The organism is Alteromonas gracilis, assembly GCF_036870955.2.
Classification (GTDB): Bacteria; Pseudomonadota; Gammaproteobacteria; order Enterobacterales; family Alteromonadaceae; genus Alteromonas; species Alteromonas gracilis_A.
This window is the reverse complement of sequence record NZ_CP145482.2, coordinates 2803690-2829189: the sequence shown is the minus strand read 5'-3', so window position 1 is coordinate 2829189 and position 25500 is coordinate 2803690. Positions and strand designations below refer to the sequence as shown.

Here is a 25500-nt window from a genome sequence, read left to right as displayed (position 1 = left end):
TTTGCTTTTTATTTATTCTTAGCCCAAATATTTTGGTGATTCTTAAAACTAAAGAAGTCGTAGGGCTCCCAATAACTCGGCACAAGATCATCTAATGCATCCGGCGTGAAATCACTGGAAAGCCCACTCATTATTTCCATGAGTCGTTCCTTACCTATACGCATCAATTTTTTTCGATTTGCAGGAAAGTAAAGGTTTCGCGTTCTAGGCACTACTTCAGTACTTCCGCTCGATATATAGGTTAAGTTGCGTGTCACTACTTTACACAAAGGCTCGGCCGCCTTACTTGGGTTAAGACCGGTTACAATGGCGCACTCGTATTGATCTTTTTCTTGGTCGTTCTCATTAGTAGGAATAAAAGTAATGCCAAAGCCTTGTGGGAAATAGCCAACGATATCTAAAAAATCTTGTGCCAGGTTGGCGTTTAGGCTTCCTTTTTTCGCCAACTGCTCAATGAGCATATAGCCTTTCGGCAGGCTTAATCGACTGTAGTCGAGCTTTGTAGAAAACACGATTGAGGCATATATCTGAGGAATTTTGATGACTTCGCCAAGCCCCGTTTTGGACACAAACGCGTCTTTTACCAGTTGAAGAATAAAGGCATTAGCCTCGCGCTGAGTTTGTACAAACTTATCGCGTTCTAAGCGGTCATTTCCCACGTACTTGGGTATGCCTAAGCCGTCAGAAAGGTATTTAAGCGTAAAGTGAAAATTTAGCTTCAATAAATCTCGGCGTTGCGACTCTTCCAATAACCGAAATTCGTCCTTATCACCGTTCTCACCTTTTAATATAGTGATCGCAGCAGGACATTGAAGCCCGATATCTTGCAATAGAGAGGCGGTAACAAGAGGAATGCCCAACTCAGTTTTCCATTTCGCTCGCCAATATTTGTCGTTACTAAAGCGAGCAGACGCCTCACGATATTTTGATAAATACTTATGAGCAATGGTGTCGTGCTCGAGCAGCTTATCAACCAGCCTTAACGTGAGTACGGCTTTGTAAAGTGGCTTATATCGCTGGTGAATACGGGGCGACCTGCTACCAGCCCCAGGGGTTAGTAACATTAACGTGCCCAATAATTTGGCACTTAGGTGCTGTGTTTCTTGCCAGTTATCACCTTCACACAACTCAAACAATTTTTCACTGACTTGGTGAAGTCGCTCTAACCTAGCCAATCGCTCTTCTTCCAGCTTTTCGGTATTGTTTTTAATCTGCGCCGTCAGCTGCTCAGCCAGTACCTCTTTATTTTTTATGCCCTTAAGCTTTTCTAATTGAGTTTTGAGATCTTCAGTATGCTGTTCTAGTGACGGGGTTAGTGAGAAATAATGATTGGCATCCTCAAACAACGAGCCATAGCCTACCTCGTGGGGGTAGACCATATTGATCAGTTGCTTTACTTGTTGCGTGTAAATATTGTCGGGGTTTGTGCTCACCGTCGTCCTTACTAATTTAGCTGCGATGCCGTCAAGGTTGTACGGCAGGAATAGACAGAGAGTTTACTTGGAGAATTACCTGACAAGATGCCCCAATTCCACTGCCTCGCGTTTTTTCAATTGTGCTAAATGATACCTCAAATTCTCACTTATTTTGGTATTTCTTTTGATAACGTGAAGTTGAGGCCAAGAAGCTCTTTCTCCACTGGTAATAAGCTGCTGAATGCTGTCCAAGGTAGGATTAGAAAGCACTTGTGAAAGGTTCCTAATCTGACGTTTGGGGAGAATATTAATATTGCCCACGTACTGCTGATCAATAATAGACCGCACTTTATGAATCGCGAGTTTTGCGCTTTTATTTCCTATGAGTCTTTCTACGAAGTCGATGGCAAAAATGCTGTTTGATTTTGCGAGTTGGCCAATATGTCGGGCTGACATGTCCCATAAAGAATTGGGATCTATGCGACTAGACGATATAAACGGCACCGCCAAAGGGTTAGTTTGGCTAACAATACTGTGATTAACGCCGTAAAGCCTAGCTAAGCGCTCAAAGGGGAGGTCCGCCATAAGCGAACCATCGGCAAAGCGTCTGTTAGGGATATAGGGAACCACCTCACCGCTTTGGGTTTTCGCCCTTAATTGCACTGGGCTAAAAATAATAGGTACAGCACACGAGGCTCTGACTGCCTGTGTAATAATGGCGTTAGGTGATGTTTTTGCGTTTAAAAGCCTTGAGTGTTGATGCAAATCGGCTGGAGAAACGGTGATCGTGATGTGACGCCCAGTCTTCTTAAAGGCTTCTTCAAATGTGGTAAGGTCAAACAACTCGATCAGCGCATTTTCTAGCACCGAACTATCAAACAAGCTCTTCTTACCAAGGCCCGCAAAGCTACGCCAATGTTTGAACGTTTCGTAGATAAACTCGGCGCTCAACGATTCAAGCAATTCATCGTGATCGCGTGTACCCAACATACCGGCGATAATTGAACCAGCGCTTGCGCCTGATACTACCGTTGGAAGCAGGTTTTTCTCATTTAACGATTTAACGACGCCCGCGTGAAAAAATCCCAGCCCTGCGCCGCCTGACAGCATTAAACAGCTTCGACCGAATGCGTGGGCAGTTTCTTCAAAAAATGACAGCTTTTCGTAGAAATCGACATCGTTTTCATCAGCGTGATAAATTTGCTCAAGCGCGGTGATAACCTCGTCAATAAACTGTTCAATAAGATATTTGGTACCAATTTTACACTTGCTGAGCAGTACTGGGTTTGCAATGTTTCCCAAATTGCCGTGAAGGCCCTCGTGAAGAATCGACATTAGTGCATGGATGTCGCCTTTTCCGCGCGCAATCTGAAGGCGCTGGACGCGTTTTCGAATAAGCTTGTAGTCGTAGTCATCGCTGGCGTCTTTTGCTTTCCACTCTTCAGCACCAGACAAGGCATCGTGCGCCAAACAAGCGGCTTCATACTCATCACAACTCGTCGCATTTTCTATATCATGCTCGAGTTTTTTCAAACGTAAATCGAATACTGCCATGGCAACTACCTATTCAGTGTTAAAGACAAGCAACGTGTTTCAAGCACATCTGCCGCGTTTCACGTCCATGTCAACATGCTTCAGTGTAAGCGCGATTATTAGAATCTACTACCTAGAATGGCGCTATTTATCTTTGTGTTATCTGTGCTCTATCATTATGACGTTTTAACTGCACATTCGCTTGTTTTCAATCAACAATTAGCACTAAATTCAACTTTTACATTGACCAATTCCTATGCACTCAGTAGCCTGAGAAAGAAAATAATAAATCGGACCACTTGCTCGCAGTATGGAATGGAATTTTGAAACGCTTACTCTGCTATCTATCCCGCTGATAAGCGCTATAGTAGGCTGGCTGACAAATTACTTAGCGGTAAAAATGATGTTTTACCCTATAGAGTTTGTCGGCATTAAACCTATATTTGGATGGCAGGGGCTTATACTAGCCAAACGCCGCCAAATGGCAGAGATTGAAGTTGAATTGGTGTTGGGTAAGTTACTAAGCGTTGAAGAATTAGCTCAGCGCCTGGACCCTGATGAGCTCACTAAGGCAATGGAGCGTCGCTTAAGCCAAGTGATACGAAAAGTCGTTAATAACGTGATGGCTGAGTCAGCCCCTCAGTTGTGGGCAGCGCTGCCCGTGCAAGGCAAAAACTTGGTATACCAGCGAATTGAAAACGACATTCCTAATGTGGTTCACAAAATGGTGGACGACTTTCAGCATAATGTGTCTGAAATTTTGGACATTAAAGAACTTGTTGTTGAACAGCTCGTTAACTCACCAGAGCTGATCAATGAAATCTTTCTGACAGCAGGCAGTAAAGAATTTCCGTTTATCGTTCGCTCGGGTTTTTATTTTGGCTTTCTGTTTGGTTTGCCAACCATGTTGTTGTGGTATTTCTATCAGGCCTGGTGGATATTGCCGTTAGGCGGGCTTCTGGTGGGGTACGCGACCAATTGGATAGCCATCAAAATTATCTTTGAGCCGAAGCGTCCTAGAAAGCTCGGCCCTATGACCATACAAGGTATGTTTCTCAAACGGCAAAAGGAAGTGTCTGAGGTTTATTCATCAATTATTGAAGAAAAGCTGATAACCCCTAAAAACATCACTAATATTATTTTACACGGCTCTGGTTCAGCACAACTGCTTGAGCTTATTGAGCTGCATGTCAATGACGCCATCGAGCGTTACGTTGCCATAGCGCAGCCGTATTTTGCCCTTGGGGTAGGGTCGGAAAATTACCATAAAATGAAAGCATTAGCTGTGCAGCAAATCTTTGATAATTCAGACAAGTATCTTATGTATGCGTTTGACTATGCCAATGGTGCTTTGCACGTAGGTCAAGACTTGAGTGAACGTATGCAGGCCCTTTCTGCTGAAGAGTTTGAAGGCGTATTGCGCCCAGCGTACCAACAAGATGAGTGGAAGCTCATTGTAACAGGTGCAATATTAGGCATGGTTGCAGGCTTTGCGCAGCTGTACTTTGTTTTTATGTGATAGTTAGTAATCGAGCATCCAAACGAGATAAATTAGCGGTACGATTGGGTGAGTAAACACAGATAGAATTACCTCTGTTGAGGTGCAATAGGTGTTGAATTTGTATTTATGAAAACCGCACAAAGGATTTTATTGGCGGCGCTTACCCTGTTTAACGAGCATGGTGAGAATACCGTAACGAGCGTTGATATTGCTGTTGAGCTGGACATCAGTCCGGGCAATTTATATTACCACTTTAAGGGCAAGGACAGCCTAGTGACGGCACTGATGAAAATGCATGAACAGCAAATGCAGAAGCTGCTTGTGAAAGACAAGCTCGATACCTTGCACGCTGAAGATATTATGTATTATCTGTATTTGCTGGTGGATAGTATTCATGTGTTTAGGTTTTTTTATCGCAGCCCTGCTGACCTTGTTGAAAAGTATCCGACTATCTTGCGAGCACACAAGAATATACTGTCTAGCCTGCGTACACAGCTTAATTTTCTCTTTGATTCATTGAGTGAACGAAACGTGTTGTTGGCAAACAAGTCCGACAGTACGCTACTTGTAGACTTGGTTGCTCTTATCATCACGCAATCTTGCCAATTTGATGAGCTTAGCAGTCATCTTGATGACACCTTACAGAAGTATCACGCTCTGTCATTTATGATGGTAGCCATTTTGCCAAGGTTAGCGTTAAGTGACGATGAAAAGCTGAAGTTGGAGCAAACGCTCAACTCGCACGATTTTGTAAAAGATTTCAAAACCCAGTCGCCACTCGACTTTGCTTAAAGGAATAATGATGGCAAAAACGCTCAGTTTCTTAGATAAGTCTTTTTGGATAACCGAGTCTGACGAGAATCCAAAACACGTTGCATGTTTGCAGCTACTCGCCATGCCAAAAGGGGCCAAAAGCACTGAATACGTACCTGAACTCTTTCAGGAGATTCGCGGGTTTGCACGAGCAACATCGCCGTTTAATTGTGACATTAAAACCGTACTTGGTTACCCAGTTGGCTTCTCGCCAGTAAAAAAGCTCAACATGGATTACCATGTGCAAATTCACAAAGTAGCTGATGTGACAAACCGCGAAGTACTGGATGCTTTCGTTGCACGATTGCATGCCTCACGTCTTGACCCTGACAAGCCGCTCTGGCAATACCACTTTATCTTCGACGAAAGCAGCGACACATTTGCCATTTATGCGCGGGTTCATCACATGTATGGCGATGGTGCGACTTTGGTGCGATGGTTTCAATCAGGCTATGTGCCACACTCTCATGACACCAAATTTACTCCTGTGTGGGCCGTTAAACGCCTAAGACATAAAAAGCGAGACCCAATCAGTTTCTATAAACGTTTGGTGGGCGTGGGATATGCGCTAAAAACCGTGCTTGATTTGTGTATTATCTTTTTGCGCATATTCATGAAACTTCTAAGAGTTAACCCACACTATATGCCTATACCCTTTACCAGCACGAAAACGGTGCTTACGGGTCAAGTTAAAGCGGGCAGGGCGGTCGCCACTATGGACTTAGACTTTACACGCGTAAAACAGTTAGCCCGCCGTACGCGCTCTACTGCCAATGAGGTGCTACTTTGTGCGTTTGATATTGGCGTGCACAAGCTATTACAAGACCATGGCCAGGTGTTTAAAAAAGCCCTTTTTACCAACATGCCCATTAACTTAAGAAAACCTGGCGAGAAAACCACAGGCAATAAAATTGCCATTGTGCCCGTGCAGTTGGCCCATGGCGAAACCGACCCGTATCTGCGCCTTCGACAAATTGTGGTTAATCACCGGATTGTGAAACACGCAGCGCAACACGCAAGACCTGCCGCGTTTAGTGGCTATACTATCGCCATTCAGTCATTAGCCCTTGTATTTGAGTGGCTTAGGCTCTCAAGTGTGGTTAAACCCATCGCCAACATTCTAATATCTAATGTACCAGGCCCTAAAGATACCCGTTACTTAAAAGATGCAGAGTTACTTGCGTGTTATCCCATATCAACGATGACGCCCGGAGGCGGCGTAAACATTACCCTCATGACCTATGCTGGCACGGCTAACGTAGGTCTGGTGTGTTGTAACAAGAACATTGAGTCTTTACAGCCTCTTGCAAAATACGTTAGCGAAGCATTCGATATGCTTGAAGCCAGTGTTGATGATCCTCGATTGAACATAGAGGACATTGGTGAACAAGTAGAGGTAATGCCAGTGTCTATTGTGAGTGATCATTAAGGTAAAAACGAAGCACGTTATCTTCAACGCGCACGTTTTTACCCAGGCGAGCAAACAAGACTTCTCGCCATTGGGTATCGCGCATACGGTGGCTTAAATCGTCTTGAGTGAGTTGTCGTGTAATGGCGTTATCTATTTGTGGTTTGTGATAATCAAGAATAGCTTGCTTTGACCCTGAAAGATAAAGCTTCAAATACTCTGATGCCATATCTGATGTGCCTGCCGTAAACAAAGAAAGGGCAGAGCGCAAAGGTTTGCCCAACAGCGAGTTTAAGCTTTTTGGAAAAAACTTAGATAACAGAAATTGCGTATCACGAATAAACGCATAGTCGTCGTTAATCAACGTGAGCGTGTCGGTGGCTAAATTGGTTAGGTACAGGGTTTCGGCATTAGCGTCGTAGTGCGGAGTTGCACTCAATGCAAATACGATGTGGGCGCGATAAATAGTGCTTGCAGCCACTTCAATATGAACGGCAGCTAAGCATTGCAACCCAACGCGATTGGCGGCGTTATCCAGAGTCACTTTGCCTTCAAGCACATTTACTGTTCCCACGCCAACTGGGATATCGAAAGTGAATTGGTAAGGAAAGGCATCTTCGATCAGTGCTTGAAGCTCTGCTTGGGTAAAGTCGTCGTGATTGAGTTTTCCAAATTTTACCAGCCATGTGGCGATGAAGAGTGTTATGCGGTCTTTAAGCGTTAATTGCGTTGTTATCATAGTTATTTTGACCGCTGTCCGTCACTAGGTTGTACATAAGATGGTAAGTTGAAACGTTACCAATATGCTCGATAAGAGCACATATACTTAACAGTTCATTTTTTTGAACGTATAGCTTCTAAATTACCAAGATTATTAGATTTTTTAAAACTTACAATATAAAACTTTTCTCGCTGTAGTGTTATTTGGTAATCTGGTCGTACCACAACATTTTATTAACAAGTTGATGCCCTAAGTATATCACTACTATTTAGTGGCAAGGAGTAAGCGTAATGAGTGAAGTACTAAATAAATACGATTACATCATCGTCGGCGGCGGCTCAGCTGGCGCAGTACTTGCCACGCGACTATCTGAAAATCCAGCGTTAGATATTCTGCTTCTAGAGGCTGGTTCAAAAGACACCAACCCGTTTATTCATATCCCCTTTGGCCTATCATTGTTGAGCCGCTTTGAAGGTATTGGGTGGGGTTATCATACCGCACCACAAAAAGAGATGTATGACCGCGAGCTGTTCTGGCCGCGTGGGAAAACACTTGGCGGTAGTAGTTCCGTAAACGCTATGTGCTACATACGGGGACAAAAAGAAGACTATGACCGGTGGGCAAATGAAGAAGGGGCTACGGGATGGTCATTTGATGAAGTCCTGCCTTACTTTAAGCGTGCTGAAAATTTCGAAGAAGGCGCTGATGAATATCATGGTACAGGTGGCCCGTTAAACGTCAGTAAATTACGCCATACCAGTGTGCTGTCAGATGCCTTTGTCAATTCAGCATCGTTTGCAGGGTACCGACAACTTGATGATTTTAATAGAGATGACAGGGAAGGACTTGGCTATTACCACGTAACTCAGGTTAACGGTCAACGCTGTTCAACGGCAAAAGGGTATTTGACCCAAGCTAAACATCGCAACAACTTGACGGTACTTACTAAGGTTGCAGCTGAAAAAGTTCTGCTAAAAGAAGGTAGGGCAATTGGTGTTCAGGTTAGAGAAAAAGGCGCTGTTAATCGCTATTTTGCCAAAAGCGAAGTGATATTGTGCGGAGGCGCTATCAATTCACCGCAACTATTAATGCTGTCTGGTATTGGTCCACGTGCCGAATTAGAAGAAAAGGGGATCTTTGTACAACAAGATTTGCCGGGCGTAGGCCAAAACTTACAAGACCATCTAGACGCCATTGTCCAATACACCTGTAAAGCCCGCGAAGGGTATGCAGTTGCAGCGGGTGCACTACCGTCTTACGTTAAGGCTACGGCTGATTATGCGTTTAAGCGTAAAGGTATATTCTCTTCAAACATTGCCGAGTCTGGCGGATTTGTGAGTTCTAGTCTTGCAACACAGGGACCAGATATTCAGTTCCATTTCTTGCCCGCTATTTTAAACGACCACGGGCGACAACTGGCATTTGGTTATGGATACGGGTTACATGTGTGCTGTTTATATCCTAAAAGTCGGGGCACAATTTCACTGCAGAGTAACCATCCTGCTGACCAAGCCTTAATTGACCCTAATTATCTCTCTGCTGAAGAAGATCAGCAGGTAATGATTGAAGGTGTGAGAATTGCCCGAAAGTTACTCTCAGCGCCAGATTTTGAGAAATTTGGTGGCAGTGAACTCTATCCGGGTGAAGACGCGCAAACCGATGAGGAAATCCTCGACTTCTTGCGTGAGCGCGCAGAAACGATTTATCACCCCATAGGCACTTGCAAAATGGGGAGCATTGATGACCCGATGGCGGTTGTGGACAATCAATTAAATGTGCGAGGCATAAAAGGGCTTCGTGTAGTCGATGCCTCGGTGATGCCAAGTTTAATTGGCGGTAATACCAATGCGCCTACCATCATGATTGCAGAGCGCGCCGCTGAATTTATAAAAGCGGCCCACGAAGGGCAACCAATTCCTATCGCAAGCTAAGGTGTGATAAGTTCACTGCGAAAAGCGCTAGGGTTTTTGCATAAACAGATCGGCGGCACAGTCACACATTTCCTCAATGTGACTGTTGTCGGCGTATATCCCATCTATAAGAAGTCGTGCAATACCATGTAGTGTGCCCCATGTGACCTGGGCCAATCGCAAGGCATCTTTGTTATCTGGCAACAAGCCTTTTTCTTGCCAGTAGCGCGTCATGGTGACCTGGAATTGAAAGCACGGAAAAGCCACCTCTTTTAAATCATCTGTCGCAGCGTTGTTGCGCCAGATGGTGCGACCAAACATCAATTCGTACATTTCAGGGTTATCTGCCGCATACCCGACATATTCGTGTACAAACTCTCTAAAACGCGCCTGTGGTGTTTTGTCTTCTTGTTCAAAAATACGTTTTGCAGCGTTATGCCAATCACTAAAGCCTTTAGCGGCTATTGCGCTTAGCAAAGCACTTTTGTCTTTAAAGTGATGATAAGGCGCTGTGCGTGAAACGCCTGCATCTTCAGCAAGCTTTCTTAATGAAAGACTGTCTACGCCTTGGTGTGCAAGGCGCTTTGCTGCAACCTCTAGTAGGGTGCTGCGCAAATCACCGTGGTGATAAGTTTGTACTGCTGATGCCATAAGTAAACACGAATTCCGAAAACATTGACTACACTATTGAGTCCACAGGCAGTGTTGAGACTACCCTAGGTGCACGGACAATGCCTTTTAAAAAGCACAAGGTCAATACACCGCAGTCCTATACCTTACTTTTTATCTTGACACTGTCAACATAGCCTTTTATCTTGACGCTGTCTAGTTTGCAAAATTGTTAATAGGAATTCGCCATGGAGACAGCGCAAACCATGAATTACTCTACGTTAGAGATTAAAACCGAAGATCATATTGCCCATATTGTGTTAAACCGCCCAGATGCGATGAACAGTATGACCCCTGCTTTTTGGACCGAATTACCGGCTGCGGTGCGTGCCATTGACGAAGCCGCCGAGGCAAGAGTTATTGTGATTTCCTCTACAGGAAAGCATTTCTCAGCGGGTATGGATTTATCTGTCTTCTTGAATATGAAAGAGGATTTTAAAGGCGACCCTTCACGTCGCGCAGAACGAATGCGCCGTATGGTCATGCTGCTTCAAGATAGTTTTACTGCCATAGAACAAGCCCGTATGCCCGTTATCGGTGCTGTGCAAGGTGGTGCAATTGGCGGTGCGGTAGATTTGCTGAGCGCTTGCGATATGCGCTACTGCACTAACGATGCGTTCTTTACAATCAAAGAGACTCAGCTTGGTATGACCGCGGATGTAGGGACATTACAACGCCTTCCAAAGCTTATTCCCATCGGCATCGTAAAAGAATTAGCGTACACCGGGCGCAACTTTGGTGCTCAGGAAGCGCAGCAACTGGGTTTTGTTAATCGCGTCTTTGACGACCAAGCCAGCATGCTTGAAGAAGTCATGACCATTGCTAAGCAAATTGCGGGCAATTCGCCACTCGCCGTATCGGGTACCAAAACCATGATTAACTATGCGGTTGAGCACACCGTGGCAGAAAGTCTCAATTACATGGCGACATGGCAAGCGGGCATGTTTCAAATGGAAGACGTATTTAAGGCCATGGAAGCACAAAAGACAAAAGTGCTACCCGATTACCCACCGCTACATGGCGCGGTAAAGAAAATGAATTCATAACAATAAAAATTGACGTCGTCGCGTTAAAGCGACATCACATTTAAAAATACAACGTTATAAAATTATCAGGTATTTCTCATGAACCAGACCGTTACTGACCACTCTGTTTATCCGCATTTATTTCGTCCACTCGATCTTGGTTTTACGACGCTTAAAAATCGCGTGTTAATGGGCTCTATGCACACAGGCTTAGAAGAATTGCCAGACGGCCATAAGCGAATGGCGGCATTCTATGGTGAACGTGCCAGAGGTGGTGTTGGCCTTATCGTTACCGGTGGTATCGGCCCAAATGAAGAGGGCGCTACGCATCCTTCTACATTTCGATTAGATACTGACGAAGCAGTAAAAAACCACAAAGAAGTGACCGATGCCGTGCATATTGCTGGCGGCAAAATTTGCATGCAAATACTGCATACCGGTCGTTATGCGTACAGCCCAAAACTGGTTGCACCATCAGCAGTGCAGGCGCCTATAAATCCATTTAAGCCTAAAGCACTTGAAGCGGACGAGATTGAAAAGCAAATAAAAGATTTCATTACTGCAGCGACTCAAGCGCAGCGCGCGTATTACGACGGCGTTGAGATCATGGGCTCAGAAGGGTACTTCCTAAACCAGTTTATTGCTAAGCGCACCAACCACCGTGATGACCAATGGGGTGGCGAATATGAAAACCGTATTCGACTGCCTATCGAAGTGGTTCGCCGTGTGCGCGAAGCGGTAGGTAAAAACTTTATCATTATTTATCGTCTATCAATGCTGGACTTGGTAGAAGGTGGCTCAACGTATGAAGAAGTGGTTCAGTTAGGTAAAGAGATTGAGCAAGCTGGCGCAACTATTATCAACACGGGTATTGGTTGGCATGAAGCGCGAATTCCTACCATCGCGACCAAGGTACCTCGCGCGGCCTTTACATGGGTAACGGCGAAATTCAGAGAAGCACTGTCCATCCCTGTAATTACATCAAATCGTATCAACACGCCAGAGGTAGCTGAAGAAGTACTCGCCCGTGGTGACGCTGATATGGTTTCGATGGCGCGTCCTTTCTTAGCAGATCCAGAGTTTGTGCGCAAAGCGCAGCAAAATAAAGCAGACGAAATTAACACGTGTATCGGCTGCAACCAAGCCTGCTTAGACCACGTATTTAACGGCAAAATGACAAGCTGTTTGGTTAATCCGCGCGCCTGTCATGAGTTAGAAATTAACGTGAAGCCTGCCGAAACGAAAAAGCGTGTCGCGGTTGTCGGTGCAGGACCTGCTGGACTAGCTGCAGCGGTGACATCAGCTCAGCGAGGCCATGACGTTGTCGTTTACGATGCTGCGAGTGAAATTGGTGGCCAATTTAATGTGGCTAAACAAATTCCAGGTAAAGAAGAGTTTTATGAGACTTTGCGTTATTTTGCCCGTCAGATAGAGCTTCACAAAAATATTACGCTTAAACTTAATACCTATGTCGATGCCGCTGCGCTAAATGATGAAGGGTTTGACGAGGTTATGGTTGCAACAGGCATCAAACCGCGTACGCCTGCTATCGAAGGTATCGAGCACGAAAAAGTACTGACTTACCTTGATGTATTAAAAGACAAAAAGCCGGTAGGCAATAAAGTAGCTATTATTGGCGCAGGCGGCATTGGGTTTGATACAGCTGAGTATTTATCTCATGGAAAAGAAACGCCAAGCCAAGATATTCCTGCGTTTATGAAAGAGTGGGGTATTGATATGACATTCTCTGCTCGTGCGGGAATTGAAGGTGTTAAACCTCAGCCAGAACCATCGCCACGAGAGATTTTCTTATTACAGCGTAAATCATCAAAAGTAGGCGCTGGGCTTGGTAAGACAACCGGATGGGCGCACCGCGCAGGGTTATTGGCGAAAGGCGTTACTATGATCCCAGGCGTGTCGTACGACAAGATTGATGATGAAGGCTTACATATTACGGTAGAGGGCAATAGCCAAGTGTTACCCGTAGACAACATCATCATTTGTGCGGGTCAAGAACCAATGCGAGACATTGTTGAAGGCCTTAACATGCCATACCACTTGATAGGCGGGGCTGACGAAGCATTAGAGCTTGATGCCAAGCGCGCTATCGATCAGGGCACGCGAGTATGTGCTGAAGTTTAGCGTGTAAAGTAATCTAAAAAGTACAAAGGTAATAAGCGCTTCGTTATGAAGCGCTTTTTTATCGTTTGGAAAGCCAAAGCTCGCTAGATTGTGGCTTGATGGAAAAGTCGAATTCACCCAATACATTCATACCCAGTAAACCATCGGTGTCAGGCAATGCCGCTTCTGGTAAAACGATGGCTGAAACGTTTTCAAATTCATAACCTGCAAAGTAAAAGCGCGGTATTTGCACTAAGGGGGCTTCAATGGTGCCTGATGCCGTACCAACATTAAAATTACCTAGAAAGGTAAGCCTGCGCGCACGGCCTAGTCGCGCGTACAACCTCGACGAAATTGCGGTTGTCGTGGCGCCTGTATCTAAAATCATCACCGCTTTCTGATTCAGTGCTTTTGCCTGAATACGGTATTGGTCACCTACGCGAGTGAGTGCAATGCGTTTTTCACTACCTTGCATGGATGGCGATTTAAAAGGTGATGGTTGTTCAGGCTCTTCATTGTTTGTGGCATAGGCTAAATCTCGAATGGCCTCTGCTTGAACGTCTAAGCTAGGTAACGCAGCAAGTGCGTCTTCCATCAGCGTAAGTTTTTGTTGATGAGCGTAAGCCTCGGCCAAATTGAGTGCAAAAAGACGGACATCAGGCAGTCGTTGAAACAAAGGCTCATTGAGCATGGCTACAAGCTCCCACTGGGCTTCTTTACTTAACTGCGCTTGGGCTTGTTGGTACATCTGTGTCACTTTTGCTCTTATGTCTTCTTGAGCTTCAAGTGAAAGGGGAAGTTCCAGTAGGTCGTAGTAGTGAACCAGTGCTGTCGGTAGCGGTTTGGTGAGCTTGATAAGCTCAGCTTCCATTAACAATAGCGATTCGTCAAAGGGGGAGGCTTTTAGCTGTTCTGTTAGGTATTGAGACAACTGTTCGTAGTCGCCGTCATTAAGCAGCGTTTGCATCCATTGCTTTTCATTCACTTGTCTTGTCGTTGTGGCTACGTCTGTTTGCCAACTCGTTTCACCACTATTGTTGTTTACTTCACGAGGTATCAGCGAAGCGGTGCTATTCTCTGTATTTTTTGAAGTAGGTAAACGCGAGAGACTGTCACTTTGATTTAATGCAAACCATAAGTAAACGTTGAGCCCTAGTGATAACACTAAAAGACCGATAAGTAGCACTGCCAGCGCGGCCCTCATTGAGGCTGCTCCACATAAATACACGCTTTGCCGTAAGCCTCGGTAAATTGCGCAGGCATACGCTTGGGGGCGCCTGTATCTAAACTTACACATACAAATGTGGTAACCGCGTCAAACACCGTTTTCATACGCTTGGGGCAAATAAATTGAAACTGTCGTTTAAGGGTTAGTTTTGAATCACAGTGCACAATCCACGTTGCGCAATATAAGCTATCGCCTAAATGAGTGGGCAAATGATAATTCAGTTCGTGGCGCTTAATTACCATACCGCGATTAAGTGAACGGTAGTCTGAAAAGTGAAGGCCGAGCGCGTTTGAATGAGCCCAGGCGAGTTTTTCAAGTTGGGTTAAATAGGCCACATTATTCACGTGCTGATAGTGATCAATATGCGTCTCATCTATATGCCACTGCTCGATAAATGGCGCATCATGGATCCAAGGTAGCGCTAGGTCGGTCAATGTGATTCCTTAAGGTTATAAAACGTTAGGCAGCGGATTGTCATCCGGCAGCGTTATTGTGTCATCAAACAAGCGGTGCATTAGCGCGCTTTCACGTTCAAGCACAGGTTGAATAAAACTCTGCACATCGCCAATGGCTTTAAACGCATTAAACCCTCTTTCGAGAAACTCGTGAAGTGCTAGCAAGCCTGCCAGTTTTGCAGGTCGGCGAGACAGCGAAATGAGCATACCAATTCCTCGAATCTTGATGACATCGGCGAGTTGGTCACCAAGGTGTGAGATAATTTCAATTTGATGTTGTCGGTCATCGCGTCTGCCTATATGGCGATACGCTTCGGCGTAGCTGTGTCTATCTATTGGTTGGTCTGCAAAATGCGCATTGAGGTATTGCGCCATCGCCATATCAAGGTCGAACGACAGGGCATTTAACGACAGTGCATCGTCCATGGCATTCATTGCTTTGTCGGGCAATACTTTGGCTAATTTGGGTATAACGCGCACTAAATCAGCATCTCGTTGGCTGAAATCTTTTGGCCCATATAACTCTTCTACAAAAAACGCCATGGCTTTTTGATATCGCTGTTGTTGTGCTAAATCATCATGGCTCACCAACAGTCTTTGGCACTGCCAATGCTGTAATTCATGAATCTTGTGCATCACATCTAACTTAGTGGCAAGGTCGCGAAGTGCATTCACCCTGTGGATGTGTTTTATGATTTCTTGTGCCAAAAATAAGCTCCGACGTGAAAAAGAGTAAACCTAGATTGACCCAACAAGCTTTTGCTTTCAAGGGACAAGTTTAATCCCTTTGGCTTTTACTGGTATACTTCGCGCCCAATCTTTAGCAGTTCATTGAAAAGGTTAGCACCACGAAATATGAAACCAATAGGTAGTTCGTCATTGCAAAGCAGCATTAGTAATAGCATTGGTATTGATAACGAGCCCGTGGAGGTAGACCACGACGTGCCAGCCCTTATTTCGCTGTTCAATGAAACGTTTTCTGACTTTAATACGCGTTTAGTATTAGGAAGCGACGAACCTATTTATCTGCCTGCTAACGAGGCATGTGCCTATCACCAAATTGTGTTCGCTCACGGGTTTTTCTCAAGTGCGCTTCATGAAATTTCGCATTGGTGTATTGCTGGAGAGGCGCGTCGTAAGCTAGAAGACTATGGATATTGGTATTGTCCTGATGGACGCGACGAACAGCAGCAGGCTGATTTTGAGAAAGTGGAAATAAAGCCACAGGCTATCGAGTGGGCCATGACAGAAGCGGCTGGGCGTACCTTCCAAGTCAGCACCGATAACCTAAATGGCGCAGAGCCTGACAGAGAAGGGTTTACACGTAACGTAGCAGCGCAGTTGCAACGTTATAAAGCCGAAGGGTTTCCACCGCGAGCAGCGCGCTTTATCCGTGCATTAGAACAAACATTTTTATCTAAATCACCTCACCACGCTGAAAACTCGGCACCTAATCAACACACGAGCACGTCAGTAGGAGGAAATGCTGCATGACCCAACCCTTGTTTCGACTTGGTATTATTGTAAATCCTTTTGCGGGCATTGGCGGTGCGTTAGCACTTAAAGGCAGTGACGGGGCCGAAATAAGAGAAAAAGCCTTGGCGATGGGCGCTGAAAAAAAAGCCAACGAAAAAATGGCGCGCGCATTAAGCATACTTGATGCATTGTCTGGGCAGTTTACCGTTGTCACTGCTGCAAGCGACATGGGCGCAAGTGTTTGTGAGTCGTTGGGTATTCCGTTTGAGGTCATCTACGCGCCAGAGCAGGAGCAAACTGAAGGGGAAGATTCAGAACGCGCGGCCAAGGCGATGGTAGAGGCTCGTGTAGACTTACTGCTATTTGCGGGCGGCGATGGCACTGCGCGTAATATATGCCGTATGGTAGGCAACGACGTACCCGTTTTGGGCGTGCCAGCCGGCTGCAAAATTCACTCGGGCGTTTATTGTGTTTCCCCCTCTGCGGCAGGACAGGTCGTTAGTCAAATGATTGCGGGTGAACTGGTCAGCGAAATGGATGCTGAGGTAAGAGACATTGATGAAGACGCGTTCAGAAACGGCAAAGTCATTGCAAAACACTATGGTGAAATGCGCGTCCCCGCTGAACTGAGTTATGTACAAGCTGTTAAAATGGGCGGCAAAGAAGATGAAGCCTTGGTACTTGACGATATTGCAGCGTACATTAGCGAAATAATGGATGACGAGCCTGATACCTACTTTGTAATGGGGTCTGGGTCGACGGTTGGCGCTGTGATGGAATTCCTTGGGTTTGATAATACATTGCTGGGTGTTGATATTGTTAAAGGCGGCGAACTTGTGGCCAGTGACGTTACGGCGCAGGCACTTATTGATATTACCAAAGGCCATCCAACAAAAGTGGTACTAACGGTCATTGGGGGGCAAGGACATGTGCTAGGTCGCGGTAACCAGCAGTTAAGCCCCGCATTTATTCGCCAAATTGGCAAACCAAACATGCTTGTGGTTGCCACCAAACAAAAAATTCAGGCGCTTCAAGGAAAGCCTTTGCGTCTAGATTCCGGTGACGGCCAGCTAGATGAAAGCCTTGCTGGTGCCTTCACCATTATCACGGGTTACAAAGACAAAGTGCTTTATAACGCGGTTTAGCCACAATTACCTCATTGAATTGTTTAAAAAGAAGAGTTAGGAGAAAACCTTGTTACCACCTGCTGCTGCGCCACAAGACGTGGTTGATGCTATTGCAAAAATTGAAGCACTACTTGACGATGTCGTTAACCACGGCAACGATGACGAGCTCTTTATCGCCAGCTATTTGCAAGGCCACTTTGCTGTTGAGGCGCGTCAATTAGAAATGGTTGAAGGAGCAAGTTTGTCGATGCTAAACGATAAGATGACTGACAGTCTTCAGCGGGCTTTTGACAACAATGAGCTTGACGCGCAAGACGCAGAGTTAGTTAAAGCGTTGTGGAATAGGCTTTTTGAAGGGGCTAGCAAGCTCTGTACTAACTAAGCCCTCTAATTATAAACGGCAACCTGCATACGCTTTGTCAGTGTGTTGCCGTTGGTACCTCTAGCATGAAAAATGCGTTACCATGCAACAAGTTATTAACATGTTGCGAGTGAGTTATGCTAAATCGTGCGTCTAAGCCATTTGTTAAGTTAGTCGAGCGCTATCTACCTGACCCTTTCATTTTTGTTCTCATATTAACACTGGTCACACTCGCCGCTGCGGTCATCAACGAGCAGCAATCGCCCGTTACGGTGATAGAGCAATGGGGCAGTGGTATCTGGGGCCTACTTACCTTTTCGATGCAGATGCTGCTTGTGTTGGTCACAGGCTTTATGCTCGCCAATACGCCGTTGATGAAAGCGCTTTTGTCGCGACTTGCTATGCTGGGCAATACGCCAGGCAAGGCAATCGTGCTTGTCACTATAGTGTCGTTAACCGCGAGTTGGATAAACTGGGGCTTTGGGCTTGTGGTGGGGGCATTATTCGCAAGAGCATTAGCGCGTAATACTCGAGTTGACTACCGTTTGCTTGTGGCAAGCGCCTATTCTGGGTTTGTGGTTTGGCATGGTGGTTTGGCAGGCTCTGTTCCTCTTACTATCGCGACCGAGGGGCATTTTGCCCAAGCTCAAATAGGCGTTATCTCTACCAGCGAGACGATTTTTAGTACATTTAATCTGTCTTTACTGGCGATTTTGTTTGTGGTTATTCCACTAGTTAATAGGCTAATGCTGCCCACTGAGCATGACAGTGTGTTTGTTGATACAGACAAGCTAAGCGAAACACAAGCACCTGTTACAACCAACCAAAGGCCCGCAGACAAACTAGAAACCAGTAGAGTGCTCTCTTTGTTAGTGGGAGCAATAGGTCTTTTCTATTTGGTCAGTTATTTTATTCAAGAGGGCGGGCTTAACTTAAATATTGTTAACACGCTCTTTTTATTTTTGGCTATTGTGTTACACGGTACGCCAAGAAGTTTGTTGCACAGCTTACAACAGGCAGTACAAGGCGGTAGCGGCATTATTATCCAATTCCCGTTTTACGCTGGCATTATGGCGGTCATGGTGCAATCTGGCTTGGCACAATCAATGTCGCAATGGTTAATTAGCATGGCAAGTGCTGACTCTTTGCCAGTGTGGAGTTTTATCAGTGCAGGCATTGTAAATATCTTTGTGCCGTCTGGAGGCGGGCAGTGGGCAGTTCAGGCACCCGTTGTTTTGCCTGCGGCCACGGAGCTTGGCGCTGATGTTTCTCGCGTTGCTATGGCGGTCGCCTGGGGAGACGCATGGACAAACTTGATTCAACCCTTCTGGGCATTGCCTGTTTTGGCTATCGCTGGACTTAAAGCCAAAGACATCATGGGGTTTTGCCTATTACAGCTCGTTGTTACTGGCGTGATCATTGCCTTGGTGTTGCGCTTTTTGTAACGCAAAAAAGACACGTGCTAGCGTGTCTTTTTAACATCACTTTGTATTTCGATAACGGAGTAATGCTGCCTCTTTTTGGCGGCATCATAGTAAAAGAGAATGGCTGAGATACCGCTTTTCATCATAAATGTTATGATATAACATCTGTAAAGTGCGTGAGCTAGTAAATGACTTACGCAAAGCGTTTTGAAAAGTTTCTGTGAGGGCGAAATGTCTACTTTTAATCAGCTACCTGTTACCGTGCTTTCTGGTTTTTTAGGCGCAGGTAAAACCACGGTACTCAATCATATTCTCAATAATAGGGAAGGGCTGCGCGTTGCGGTCATTGTTAATGACATGAGTGAAATCAATATCGATGCCGCGACTGTCAAAAACGAAATAAGCTTTAATCGTGCAGAAGAAAAGCTTGTTGAAATGAGTAATGGCTGTATTTGTTGCACTCTTCGAGAAGACCTTTTACTTGAAATTGAGCGCCTTGCTCACGAAGGTAAATACGATTACTTAGTCATTGAGTCTACGGGTATTTCTGAGCCGCTCCCTGTTGCTGAAACCTTTACCTTTGCAGACGAAGACGGTAAGAGTTTATCGGAGATTTCGCGCCTTGATACCATGGTAACCGTTGTCGATGCGCTTAACTTTTTGAAGGACTACGACGAGGCCAAAGGATTGGATGAAGTGGGAGAAAGTTTAGGCGAAGAGGACGAACGAAGCGTCGCCGATTTGTTAGTAGAGCAAGTTGAATTTGCAGATATTTTGCTTATTAGCAAGACCGACCTTATTGCTGAAAATGACCTAAAACGTTTGCAAAGCATTTTGCAAACACTGAACACAGAAGCAAAGCAAATTCCCATTCAACATGGACAAGTACCGCTAGGTGAAGTCCTTAATACCTAGCCGCTTTAGTTTTGAAAAAGCGCAACAATCAGCAGGCTGGTTGAAAGAGATGCGTGGTGAGCATGTACCAGAAACCGAAGAGTTTGGTATCAGCAGCTTTACCTATGAGGCTCGACGCCCATTCGACCCTCAAAAGTTCTACGACTTTCTTCACAGTAAAGAGATCGCTGGCAAATTAATACGCTCAAAAGGCTTCTTCTGGCTGGCGACAAGGCCACAGCTGGCAGGAAGTTGGAGCCAAGCGGGCGGTATGGCACGCTATGGCGCAGCAGGTTTGTTTTGGAAAGCCGTGCCCAAAGAACAATGGCCGGACGATCCGGATTACCTAAAAGCCATCGAGGCACAGTGGATGGAGCCTTTTGGTGATATGCGTCAAGAGCTGGTATTTATTGGCCAGGGGCTAAACAAAGATGACATTATTGAGCGATTAGATGCATGTCTACTAAATGATGAAATGCTAATGCAAGGTCACGCTGTGTGGGCTGAGTTACCTGATCCATTCCCGTCTTGGGGGCATTAAGATGACCATGAGTACCCAAGCACTTAATATCACAGATATTCACTCAATAAATGCGTCGTGGCGCGAAGGGAGCGAGCCTTTGGTTTTGGGCGATATCTTTGACGTTGGAAAGAGCGTTGTAGTGTGGAAAAGACCCAATAATACGCTAGTACAAGGTTACTTCTCTGCTGCTTTCAAAGCCTTAGGTATGGGCGTGCGTGGCGTGTTTTCTATGGCATCATTAAAAAAAGAGCTTGCACCACTGCTTCCAGATAGCGACGGCAAACAAGCAGTAATTGATGACATCTTTCTACTTTCAGACATGCTTACGACGTTGTTTGATTGCGAGAGTGTTGGCGTGAGGCTTGTTCCACTTAGCGCAGCCATGTGTCCGAGCTTTCATGTAGACAACATACCTGTGCGCCTGGTGAATACGTATCTCGGAGAGGGCACACAGTGGCTACCGCAAGAAGTGATAGTTTCACAAGCCTCAGTGGGTGTCTCAGGTTCGCTTAAGAAAAACAGATTGGGTCAGTATTATAAGGAAAGTGATGTGCATCAGATGCGCGCATTTGATGTAGGGCTGCTTAAAGGTAAGGCATGGCAAGGCCACGAGGAGTTTGCTGCGGTACACCGTTCTTGCCCGGTTGAAGCCGACGATAAACGAGTATTGCTTACGTTAGATCCAATGTAGATTGCAGTGAGATTTTCAGCGTATTTTTCAGTGTGACTTTCGATGAGGTTTTCACCGTTACTCGCAACTCAGCTGCCAATACAGCGATGGGGTGAATTAAAGCTGACGTCGCGAGAGCAACGTCAGCATATCTTACATTACATAAACGGCTTTAGTGCCTCAACTTCTTTTAGTTGCGGCATCACGCTTTCAGTGTCACCAACAATGGTCAAGTGCATTTTATTCACGTCGAGATATTTCGCGGTGACCGCTTTTATCTCTTCTGGTGTGATAGCGTAAATGGTTTTCACATAGTCGGCTAAATAGCTTTCATCTAAACCGTGAAGCTCCGTAAACGCAAGTTGAGAGATGATGGCAGTACGTGACGAGTTTCTTAGCACGAAAATACCAGCCATGTAGTTTTTAATCCCCTCCAGCTCTTCAGTAGTCGGTGCTTCGGTAGCGAGTAGATCGATCTCTTTTATGATCTCGTCAAGTGCAGCCCCTGTTGACTCTGCCGTAACATCGGCTGCTTCATACCATACCCCTGTACCAACGCGGTCTACCATGGCTGAGCGGGGGGAGTAGGTGTAACCTTTGTCTTCGCGAATATTAGACGTAATTCGGCTGGCAAACGCGCCACCGAGTAACGTGTTCATCAAACTCATTTTCATGTAGTCTTCGTGTGCGGGCGCTAATGTCGCAAGGCCCAATCGCAACGTAGATTGTGGCGCATCTTCGCGCTCTAACAATTCAAAAGAAGGTCCAGACTTCGTCAACACCGTCTTGCGTTCAATAGGCTGCCCCTTTTCCCATTGACTGAAAGCAGACTCAACCGCGTTGGCTATACTGCTTTTATCAAAAACCCCTGACACATACAGATGACTGCGGTTTGGCACAATATGGGTTTTAACAAAGTTTGCTGTGTTTTCAACGCTCAGCGCTTTTAAACTTTCGCTTGTTGGATAAAGTCGACCATAAGGGTGGTTGCCGTAAACAGAGTGATAGAAAGCTTCATTGGCGATTGAAGAAGGGTTCGATAATGCCACCGATAGTCGGCGTTCAGTGTCAGTCTTAATACGTGCCAAATCATTCGCTTCGAACTTTGCATTCATAACCATATCGGCAATAAGACCTACGGCATCGTCACCGAACTCAGACAATACACTCATCCCGACGAAGCTTGCATCCATACCCACGGATGTATTGACTTCGCCTCCCATACTCGCCACAGTCTCGGCTAGCGCTTTTGCTGTGTAAGTTGTTGTCCCTTGGCGCAACATTTCATAGCTAATGTCCGATAGCCAGATGTTCTCACCATCATCAATATTGCTAGGTATTTGTTCTTAACTGTAGCGTTACCTTCGGTGTCTTGCCGTAAGGTACAAAAGTGACTTTCAGTCCATTGGCAAGTGTCATGGTATCGGTTTGTGGAACCACGAAATCTTTTGGTTGTCCGCCCGCTGGTGGCGTTTCTTTAGCGTTAGCACTAAAAACACCCAATGCGCAAAGTGCAGAAATTGAGGTAACGAGAAGCTTTTTAGTAAATGTCATTGTTATTCTCCCTGTTCCGTGGTGGCATCTTTGTCTTTACTTCCGCCATTTTCAGCTTCTTCATTTGGATCAACGCCTGGAGTGACCGTTAAAATAGTTCGGTTAGTAGGGCGAAGATACTCTTTGACCGTGCGGGCTATTACCTCTGGAGTGACTTTCTTGAAATTAGCTTCAAGGTCGTTAATCTTACTTGGGTCGTTATCAAAAAGCGCAAAACTCGCCAGCAAGTCGGCACGTCCAAACCCATAAAAGCCGTCAACGGCATCGAACAAGCTTGAGCGAATCTTCACAATAGCGCGCGCCATTTCATCTTCGGTAAGCGGTGTTTCTTGAAGTTTGTTCACTACGTTATCAATGGCTGCGGTAATTGTGTCTCGACTTACGGTATCGTCGTGAGTAAACGAGCTCATCCAAAGCATGGGGCCGTTGTAGTTGAACATGTTTCCAAGCAAGTAGTTAATGCCGCCATTTACGCTACCAGTGATTTGCTGATTTTTAACAAGCTCTTGATACAACAAGCTGTCTTCACCTTGAACCAAAATTTGGTCAATAATGCCCATCGCATAATACTCTGGCGTGTTGCGCGGCGGCATTTTGTAGGCAAAGGCGTAAGCTGGTTTAGGTGCGAGTTTGTCGAATTTGTTGAAGACTTTTTCTTTTTCTTGGCGAAGTTCGGTCAAGTCTGGTTGAGGCGATAGTTCTGCCGATGGGATGGCCGCAAAATATTTTTCAACCATTTGTTTAGCTTGTTGTACGTCTATGTCTCCCACCACTGCAAGCACAGCATTGTTAGGTGCATAATACATTTTGAAAAATGCGTCTACATCTTTAAGATTAGCGGCGTCTAAGTCGGCGAGGTCGCCGTAAAAGTTGTGTGCATTATACCAATTGTTGAAGGCATATTGCGGCATATCAAGCCATGGGAAACCGCCGTAAGGACGGTTTAAGACGTTTACCTTGACTTCGTTTTTTACTACCCCTTGCTGGTTTGTTAGGTTTTCTTGAGTTATGGCCAGGCCTTTCATTCTATCTGCTTCAGCCCATAAGAATGTCTCGAGTTTATGGGCAGGAATGATCTCGAAGTAGTTAGTGAAGTCGAATCGGGTTGAGCCGTTTAATACACCGCCGTTATCGTTGACGAGTTTGATAAACTCCATTTTTCCAAGGTTTTCTGAACCTTGAAACATCATGTGCTCAAATAAGTGAGCAAATCCAGTGCGGTCTTTAGGCTCATTTCTAAAGCCAATATTGTAATAAACAGCAACCGTTACTACTGGTGCGGTATCATCTTTCGACAACACTACTTTTAGGCCATTATCTAGGGTGAAATATTCAACAGGTACGTTATACCCTACATCCATGTCTACATTGCTTGCAGCTTCAACTATCTTCGCCGTATCGGGTGAAGAAGCTTGTGACTGGGCTTCTGAGTTTGGGCCTTGTCCGCACCCACTTAACATTACCGACAGAACGCCTGCCGTTACCAAGGAAAGCTTTTTCATAATATTCTCGTTCTTGTATTAAATCCAAACCGTGCACATCAACGTCCTTGCCGAGCGACACAAAAGGAAGCGCATACAGATGGAGTACGGTGTGTATAAAGCATGCAATGAGGTGTAAGAAACGTCAATACATATTAAAGCGACGAAATAAACGTTTTTAAGCGGCAATTTTATTCCGCTTTGCCTTGTCAAATCGCGGAGGTAAACCGTTTAGCAGAGTAAGCCTGTTATCATTTTGCTTGCGGTAGACGACAAAATTTAAAGCACCATTTAACACGGTGACACTGGTGGCACGCTTGCTACCTAGTACTCTCTATGTAGCAGCTAAGCCAAAATAGCTTTTGAACCAATTGTTGGTGTGAATTTTGCTGTGACTTGCATAGTCATTGACAGAATCATGCTATTTGATTCAGCAAACGTCGGTTTAATGACGGCCGATGAATTGCTCGAACGGCATGGAGCAGCCTTGCACTATATGGTTGATAAGGTTGGCTCTCTACTCGGATTAGAGAAATGAAACACTTGCAACACAATTTCAGCTTAGCGTTTTTTACACCACTTTTGTACGTCGTATGTGGGTTTGCGTTAGTGGGGGGCCTACTTATGGGGTGTTCTTCCTCGGCAGATGAGAAAAATCAACTATCTCAAACAGATACGTCATCCATAAATGCTTTGGGTAACGTAGAATATTATACCTACTTGCTTGCTAATGAACTCTTCGCTGGCGCGGGTCCTTCGCGGCAATCACGCTACGCAGTTGTTGGCTTCGTGCCTGTTGATACTATGAAATACTCGCCTGAACACCAGCACCCCCTTATGTTGTTGGGGCATCAACTTGAGCAAGGTATGATCACTGAAGCCACGAAACGCGGCTTTTCTACTCAAGAATTTAAGCTTTCAGACGATATTATTGTTAGTGACGAGAGCGACAGAATACTGACGCGGGATATTGAACGTCTATCTAACGTAGAGCGTGTCGACTACTACATTACTGGCACACTTGTTTATCAAGAGTCGGGGGCGGTCGTAAATGCACGTATTGTTAATGCGCGAAACAAAGATATTGTTGCTGCTGCAACGCGTTTTTTTCCTGCAGAACTATTTTGGCAGGAAGAGCGCGTTACTACCCGTAATGGCAAGCTATACAGAACCGAAGGTATGAGGTAAAAA

The 25500-nt window shown here is 45.4% G+C and carries 22 protein-coding genes and 1 pseudogene; 13 read left to right on the top strand and 10 right to left on the bottom strand.

The features are described from left to right. Positions 1 to 8: 8 nt before the first annotated feature. Positions 9 to 1379, bottom strand: a complete 1371-nt coding sequence (locus tag V6N89_RS13655; protein ID WP_346993809.1) for a hypothetical protein — start codon at positions 1377 to 1379, stop codon at positions 9 to 11. Positions 1380 to 1508: 129 nt separating this feature from the next. Further along, positions 1509 to 2969, bottom strand: coding sequence for a DUF3336 domain-containing protein (locus V6N89_RS13650; RefSeq protein ID WP_346992818.1), 1461 nt, complete (start codon positions 2967 to 2969; stop codon positions 1509 to 1511). Positions 2970 to 3258: 289 nt separating this feature from the next. On the opposite strand from V6N89_RS13650, the gene V6N89_RS13645 reads away from it, so the two are divergent. The 3 genes from V6N89_RS13645 to V6N89_RS13635 all read left to right on the top strand — a co-directional run bounded on the left by V6N89_RS13645 (position 3259) and on the right by V6N89_RS13635 (position 6691). Next, positions 3259 to 4467 (top strand): DUF445 domain-containing protein, encoded by a 1209-nt coding sequence (locus V6N89_RS13645; RefSeq protein ID WP_346992817.1) that lies wholly within the window; start codon positions 3259 to 3261, stop codon positions 4465 to 4467. A 108-nt stretch (positions 4468 to 4575) separates the two neighbouring features. Then, positions 4576 to 5241 carry a TetR/AcrR family transcriptional regulator gene (locus tag V6N89_RS13640; RefSeq protein WP_338518053.1) on the top strand — a complete coding sequence of 222 codons (666 nt, stop codon included), beginning with the start codon at positions 4576 to 4578 and terminating at the stop codon, positions 5239 to 5241. A 10-nt stretch (positions 5242 to 5251) separates the two neighbouring features. Next, a complete protein-coding gene (locus V6N89_RS13635) occupies positions 5252 to 6691 on the top strand; it encodes a wax ester/triacylglycerol synthase domain-containing protein (RefSeq protein WP_346993808.1) in 1440 nt (479 codons plus the stop codon). Here the strand turns inward: V6N89_RS13635 and V6N89_RS13630 are convergent. Further along, positions 6672 to 7409 (bottom strand): DUF1439 domain-containing protein, encoded by a 738-nt coding sequence (locus tag V6N89_RS13630; protein ID WP_338518052.1) that lies wholly within the window; start codon positions 7407 to 7409, stop codon positions 6672 to 6674. The genes V6N89_RS13635 and V6N89_RS13630 overlap by 20 nt on opposite strands. Before the next feature lie 272 nt (positions 7410 to 7681). Between V6N89_RS13630 and V6N89_RS13625 the strand changes: the two genes are divergently transcribed. After that, positions 7682 to 9322 (top strand): GMC family oxidoreductase, encoded by a 1641-nt coding sequence (locus V6N89_RS13625; RefSeq protein WP_338518051.1) that lies wholly within the window; start codon positions 7682 to 7684, stop codon positions 9320 to 9322. 27 nt (positions 9323 to 9349) lie between these two features. On the opposite strand, the gene V6N89_RS13620 is transcribed toward V6N89_RS13625, so the two are convergent. Beyond that, the gene (locus V6N89_RS13620; protein WP_338518050.1) at positions 9350 to 9952 is read right to left on the bottom strand and encodes a TetR/AcrR family transcriptional regulator; all 603 of its coding nucleotides are present in this window, start codon (positions 9950 to 9952) and stop codon (positions 9350 to 9352) included. 224 nt (positions 9953 to 10176) lie between these two features. Between V6N89_RS13620 and V6N89_RS13615 the strand changes: the two genes are divergently transcribed. Next, a complete protein-coding gene (locus tag V6N89_RS13615) occupies positions 10177 to 11016 on the top strand; it encodes a crotonase/enoyl-CoA hydratase family protein (RefSeq protein ID WP_338520276.1) in 840 nt (279 codons plus the stop codon). Between the two features lie 78 nt (positions 11017 to 11094). Next, positions 11095 to 13137: an NADPH-dependent 2,4-dienoyl-CoA reductase gene (locus V6N89_RS13610; protein ID WP_346992816.1), complete on the top strand. Its 2043-nt coding sequence runs from the start codon at positions 11095 to 11097 to the stop codon at positions 13135 to 13137. A 58-nt stretch (positions 13138 to 13195) separates the two neighbouring features. On the opposite strand, the gene V6N89_RS13605 is transcribed toward V6N89_RS13610, so the two are convergent. Genes V6N89_RS13605 through V6N89_RS13595 form a run of 3 tightly spaced genes read right to left on the bottom strand, consistent with a single transcriptional unit; the run spans position 13196 to position 15507 of the window. Beyond that, positions 13196 to 14320, bottom strand: coding sequence for a retropepsin-like aspartic protease family protein (locus V6N89_RS13605; RefSeq protein WP_338518049.1), 1125 nt, complete (start codon positions 14318 to 14320; stop codon positions 13196 to 13198). Beyond that, positions 14317 to 14778 (bottom strand): acyl-CoA thioesterase, encoded by a 462-nt coding sequence (locus V6N89_RS13600; RefSeq protein WP_346992815.1) that lies wholly within the window; start codon positions 14776 to 14778, stop codon positions 14317 to 14319. Before V6N89_RS13600 ends, V6N89_RS13605 begins: the two co-directional genes overlap by 4 nt. A 15-nt stretch (positions 14779 to 14793) precedes the next feature. Continuing rightward, positions 14794 to 15507, bottom strand: coding sequence for an FFLEELY motif protein (locus V6N89_RS13595; protein ID WP_338518048.1), 714 nt, complete (start codon positions 15505 to 15507; stop codon positions 14794 to 14796). A 147-nt stretch (positions 15508 to 15654) separates the two neighbouring features. Between V6N89_RS13595 and V6N89_RS13590 the strand changes: the two genes are divergently transcribed. From V6N89_RS13590 to V6N89_RS13565, 6 genes and pseudogenes are all read left to right on the top strand, one after another. Continuing rightward, the gene (locus tag V6N89_RS13590; RefSeq protein WP_338518047.1) at positions 15655 to 16293 is read left to right on the top strand and encodes an elongation factor P hydroxylase; all 639 of its coding nucleotides are present in this window, start codon (positions 15655 to 15657) and stop codon (positions 16291 to 16293) included. After that, positions 16290 to 17420 (top strand): ATP-NAD kinase family protein, encoded by a 1131-nt coding sequence (locus V6N89_RS13585; RefSeq protein WP_346992814.1) that lies wholly within the window; start codon positions 16290 to 16292, stop codon positions 17418 to 17420. The genes V6N89_RS13590 and V6N89_RS13585 overlap by 4 nt, the downstream gene beginning before the upstream one ends. 49 nt (positions 17421 to 17469) lie before the next feature. Beyond that, complete coding sequence (locus V6N89_RS13580; protein WP_226433372.1) at positions 17470 to 17784, top strand: YfcL family protein; 315 nt, start codon at positions 17470 to 17472, stop codon at positions 17782 to 17784. A gap of 116 nt (positions 17785 to 17900) precedes the next feature. Beyond that, positions 17901 to 19208 (top strand): short-chain fatty acid transporter, encoded by a 1308-nt coding sequence (locus V6N89_RS13575; protein WP_338518046.1) that lies wholly within the window; start codon positions 17901 to 17903, stop codon positions 19206 to 19208. A gap of 210 nt (positions 19209 to 19418) precedes the next feature. After that, a pseudogene (gene zigA / locus V6N89_RS13570) lies at positions 19419 to 20622 on the top strand (zinc metallochaperone GTPase ZigA). A gap of 1 nt (position 20623) precedes the next feature. Continuing rightward, positions 20624 to 21295, top strand: coding sequence for a DUF1826 domain-containing protein (locus V6N89_RS13565; protein WP_338518045.1), 672 nt, complete (start codon positions 20624 to 20626; stop codon positions 21293 to 21295). A 137-nt stretch (positions 21296 to 21432) separates the two neighbouring features. Here V6N89_RS13565 and V6N89_RS13560 read toward each other — a convergent pair whose 3' ends face one another. From V6N89_RS13560 to V6N89_RS13550, 3 genes are read right to left on the bottom strand one after another with little or no spacing between them, the layout of a single operon-like run. Then, positions 21433 to 22557 (bottom strand): M16 family metallopeptidase, encoded by a 1125-nt coding sequence (locus tag V6N89_RS13560; RefSeq protein ID WP_338518044.1) that lies wholly within the window; start codon positions 22555 to 22557, stop codon positions 21433 to 21435. A gap of 49 nt (positions 22558 to 22606) precedes the next feature. Next, a complete protein-coding gene (locus V6N89_RS13555) occupies positions 22607 to 22828 on the bottom strand; it encodes a hypothetical protein (RefSeq protein ID WP_346992813.1) in 222 nt (73 codons plus the stop codon). A 2-nt stretch (positions 22829 to 22830) separates the two neighbouring features. Continuing rightward, complete coding sequence (locus tag V6N89_RS13550) at positions 22831 to 24330, bottom strand: M16 family metallopeptidase (protein ID WP_338518042.1); 1500 nt, start codon at positions 24328 to 24330, stop codon at positions 22831 to 22833. A 603-nt stretch (positions 24331 to 24933) separates the two neighbouring features. On the opposite strand from V6N89_RS13550, the gene V6N89_RS13545 reads away from it, so the two are divergent. Beyond that, on the top strand, positions 24934 to 25497 hold the full coding sequence (locus tag V6N89_RS13545) for a FlgO family outer membrane protein (RefSeq protein WP_338520275.1): 564 nt from the start codon (positions 24934 to 24936) through the stop codon (positions 25495 to 25497). Positions 25498 to 25500 lie beyond the last annotated feature (3 nt).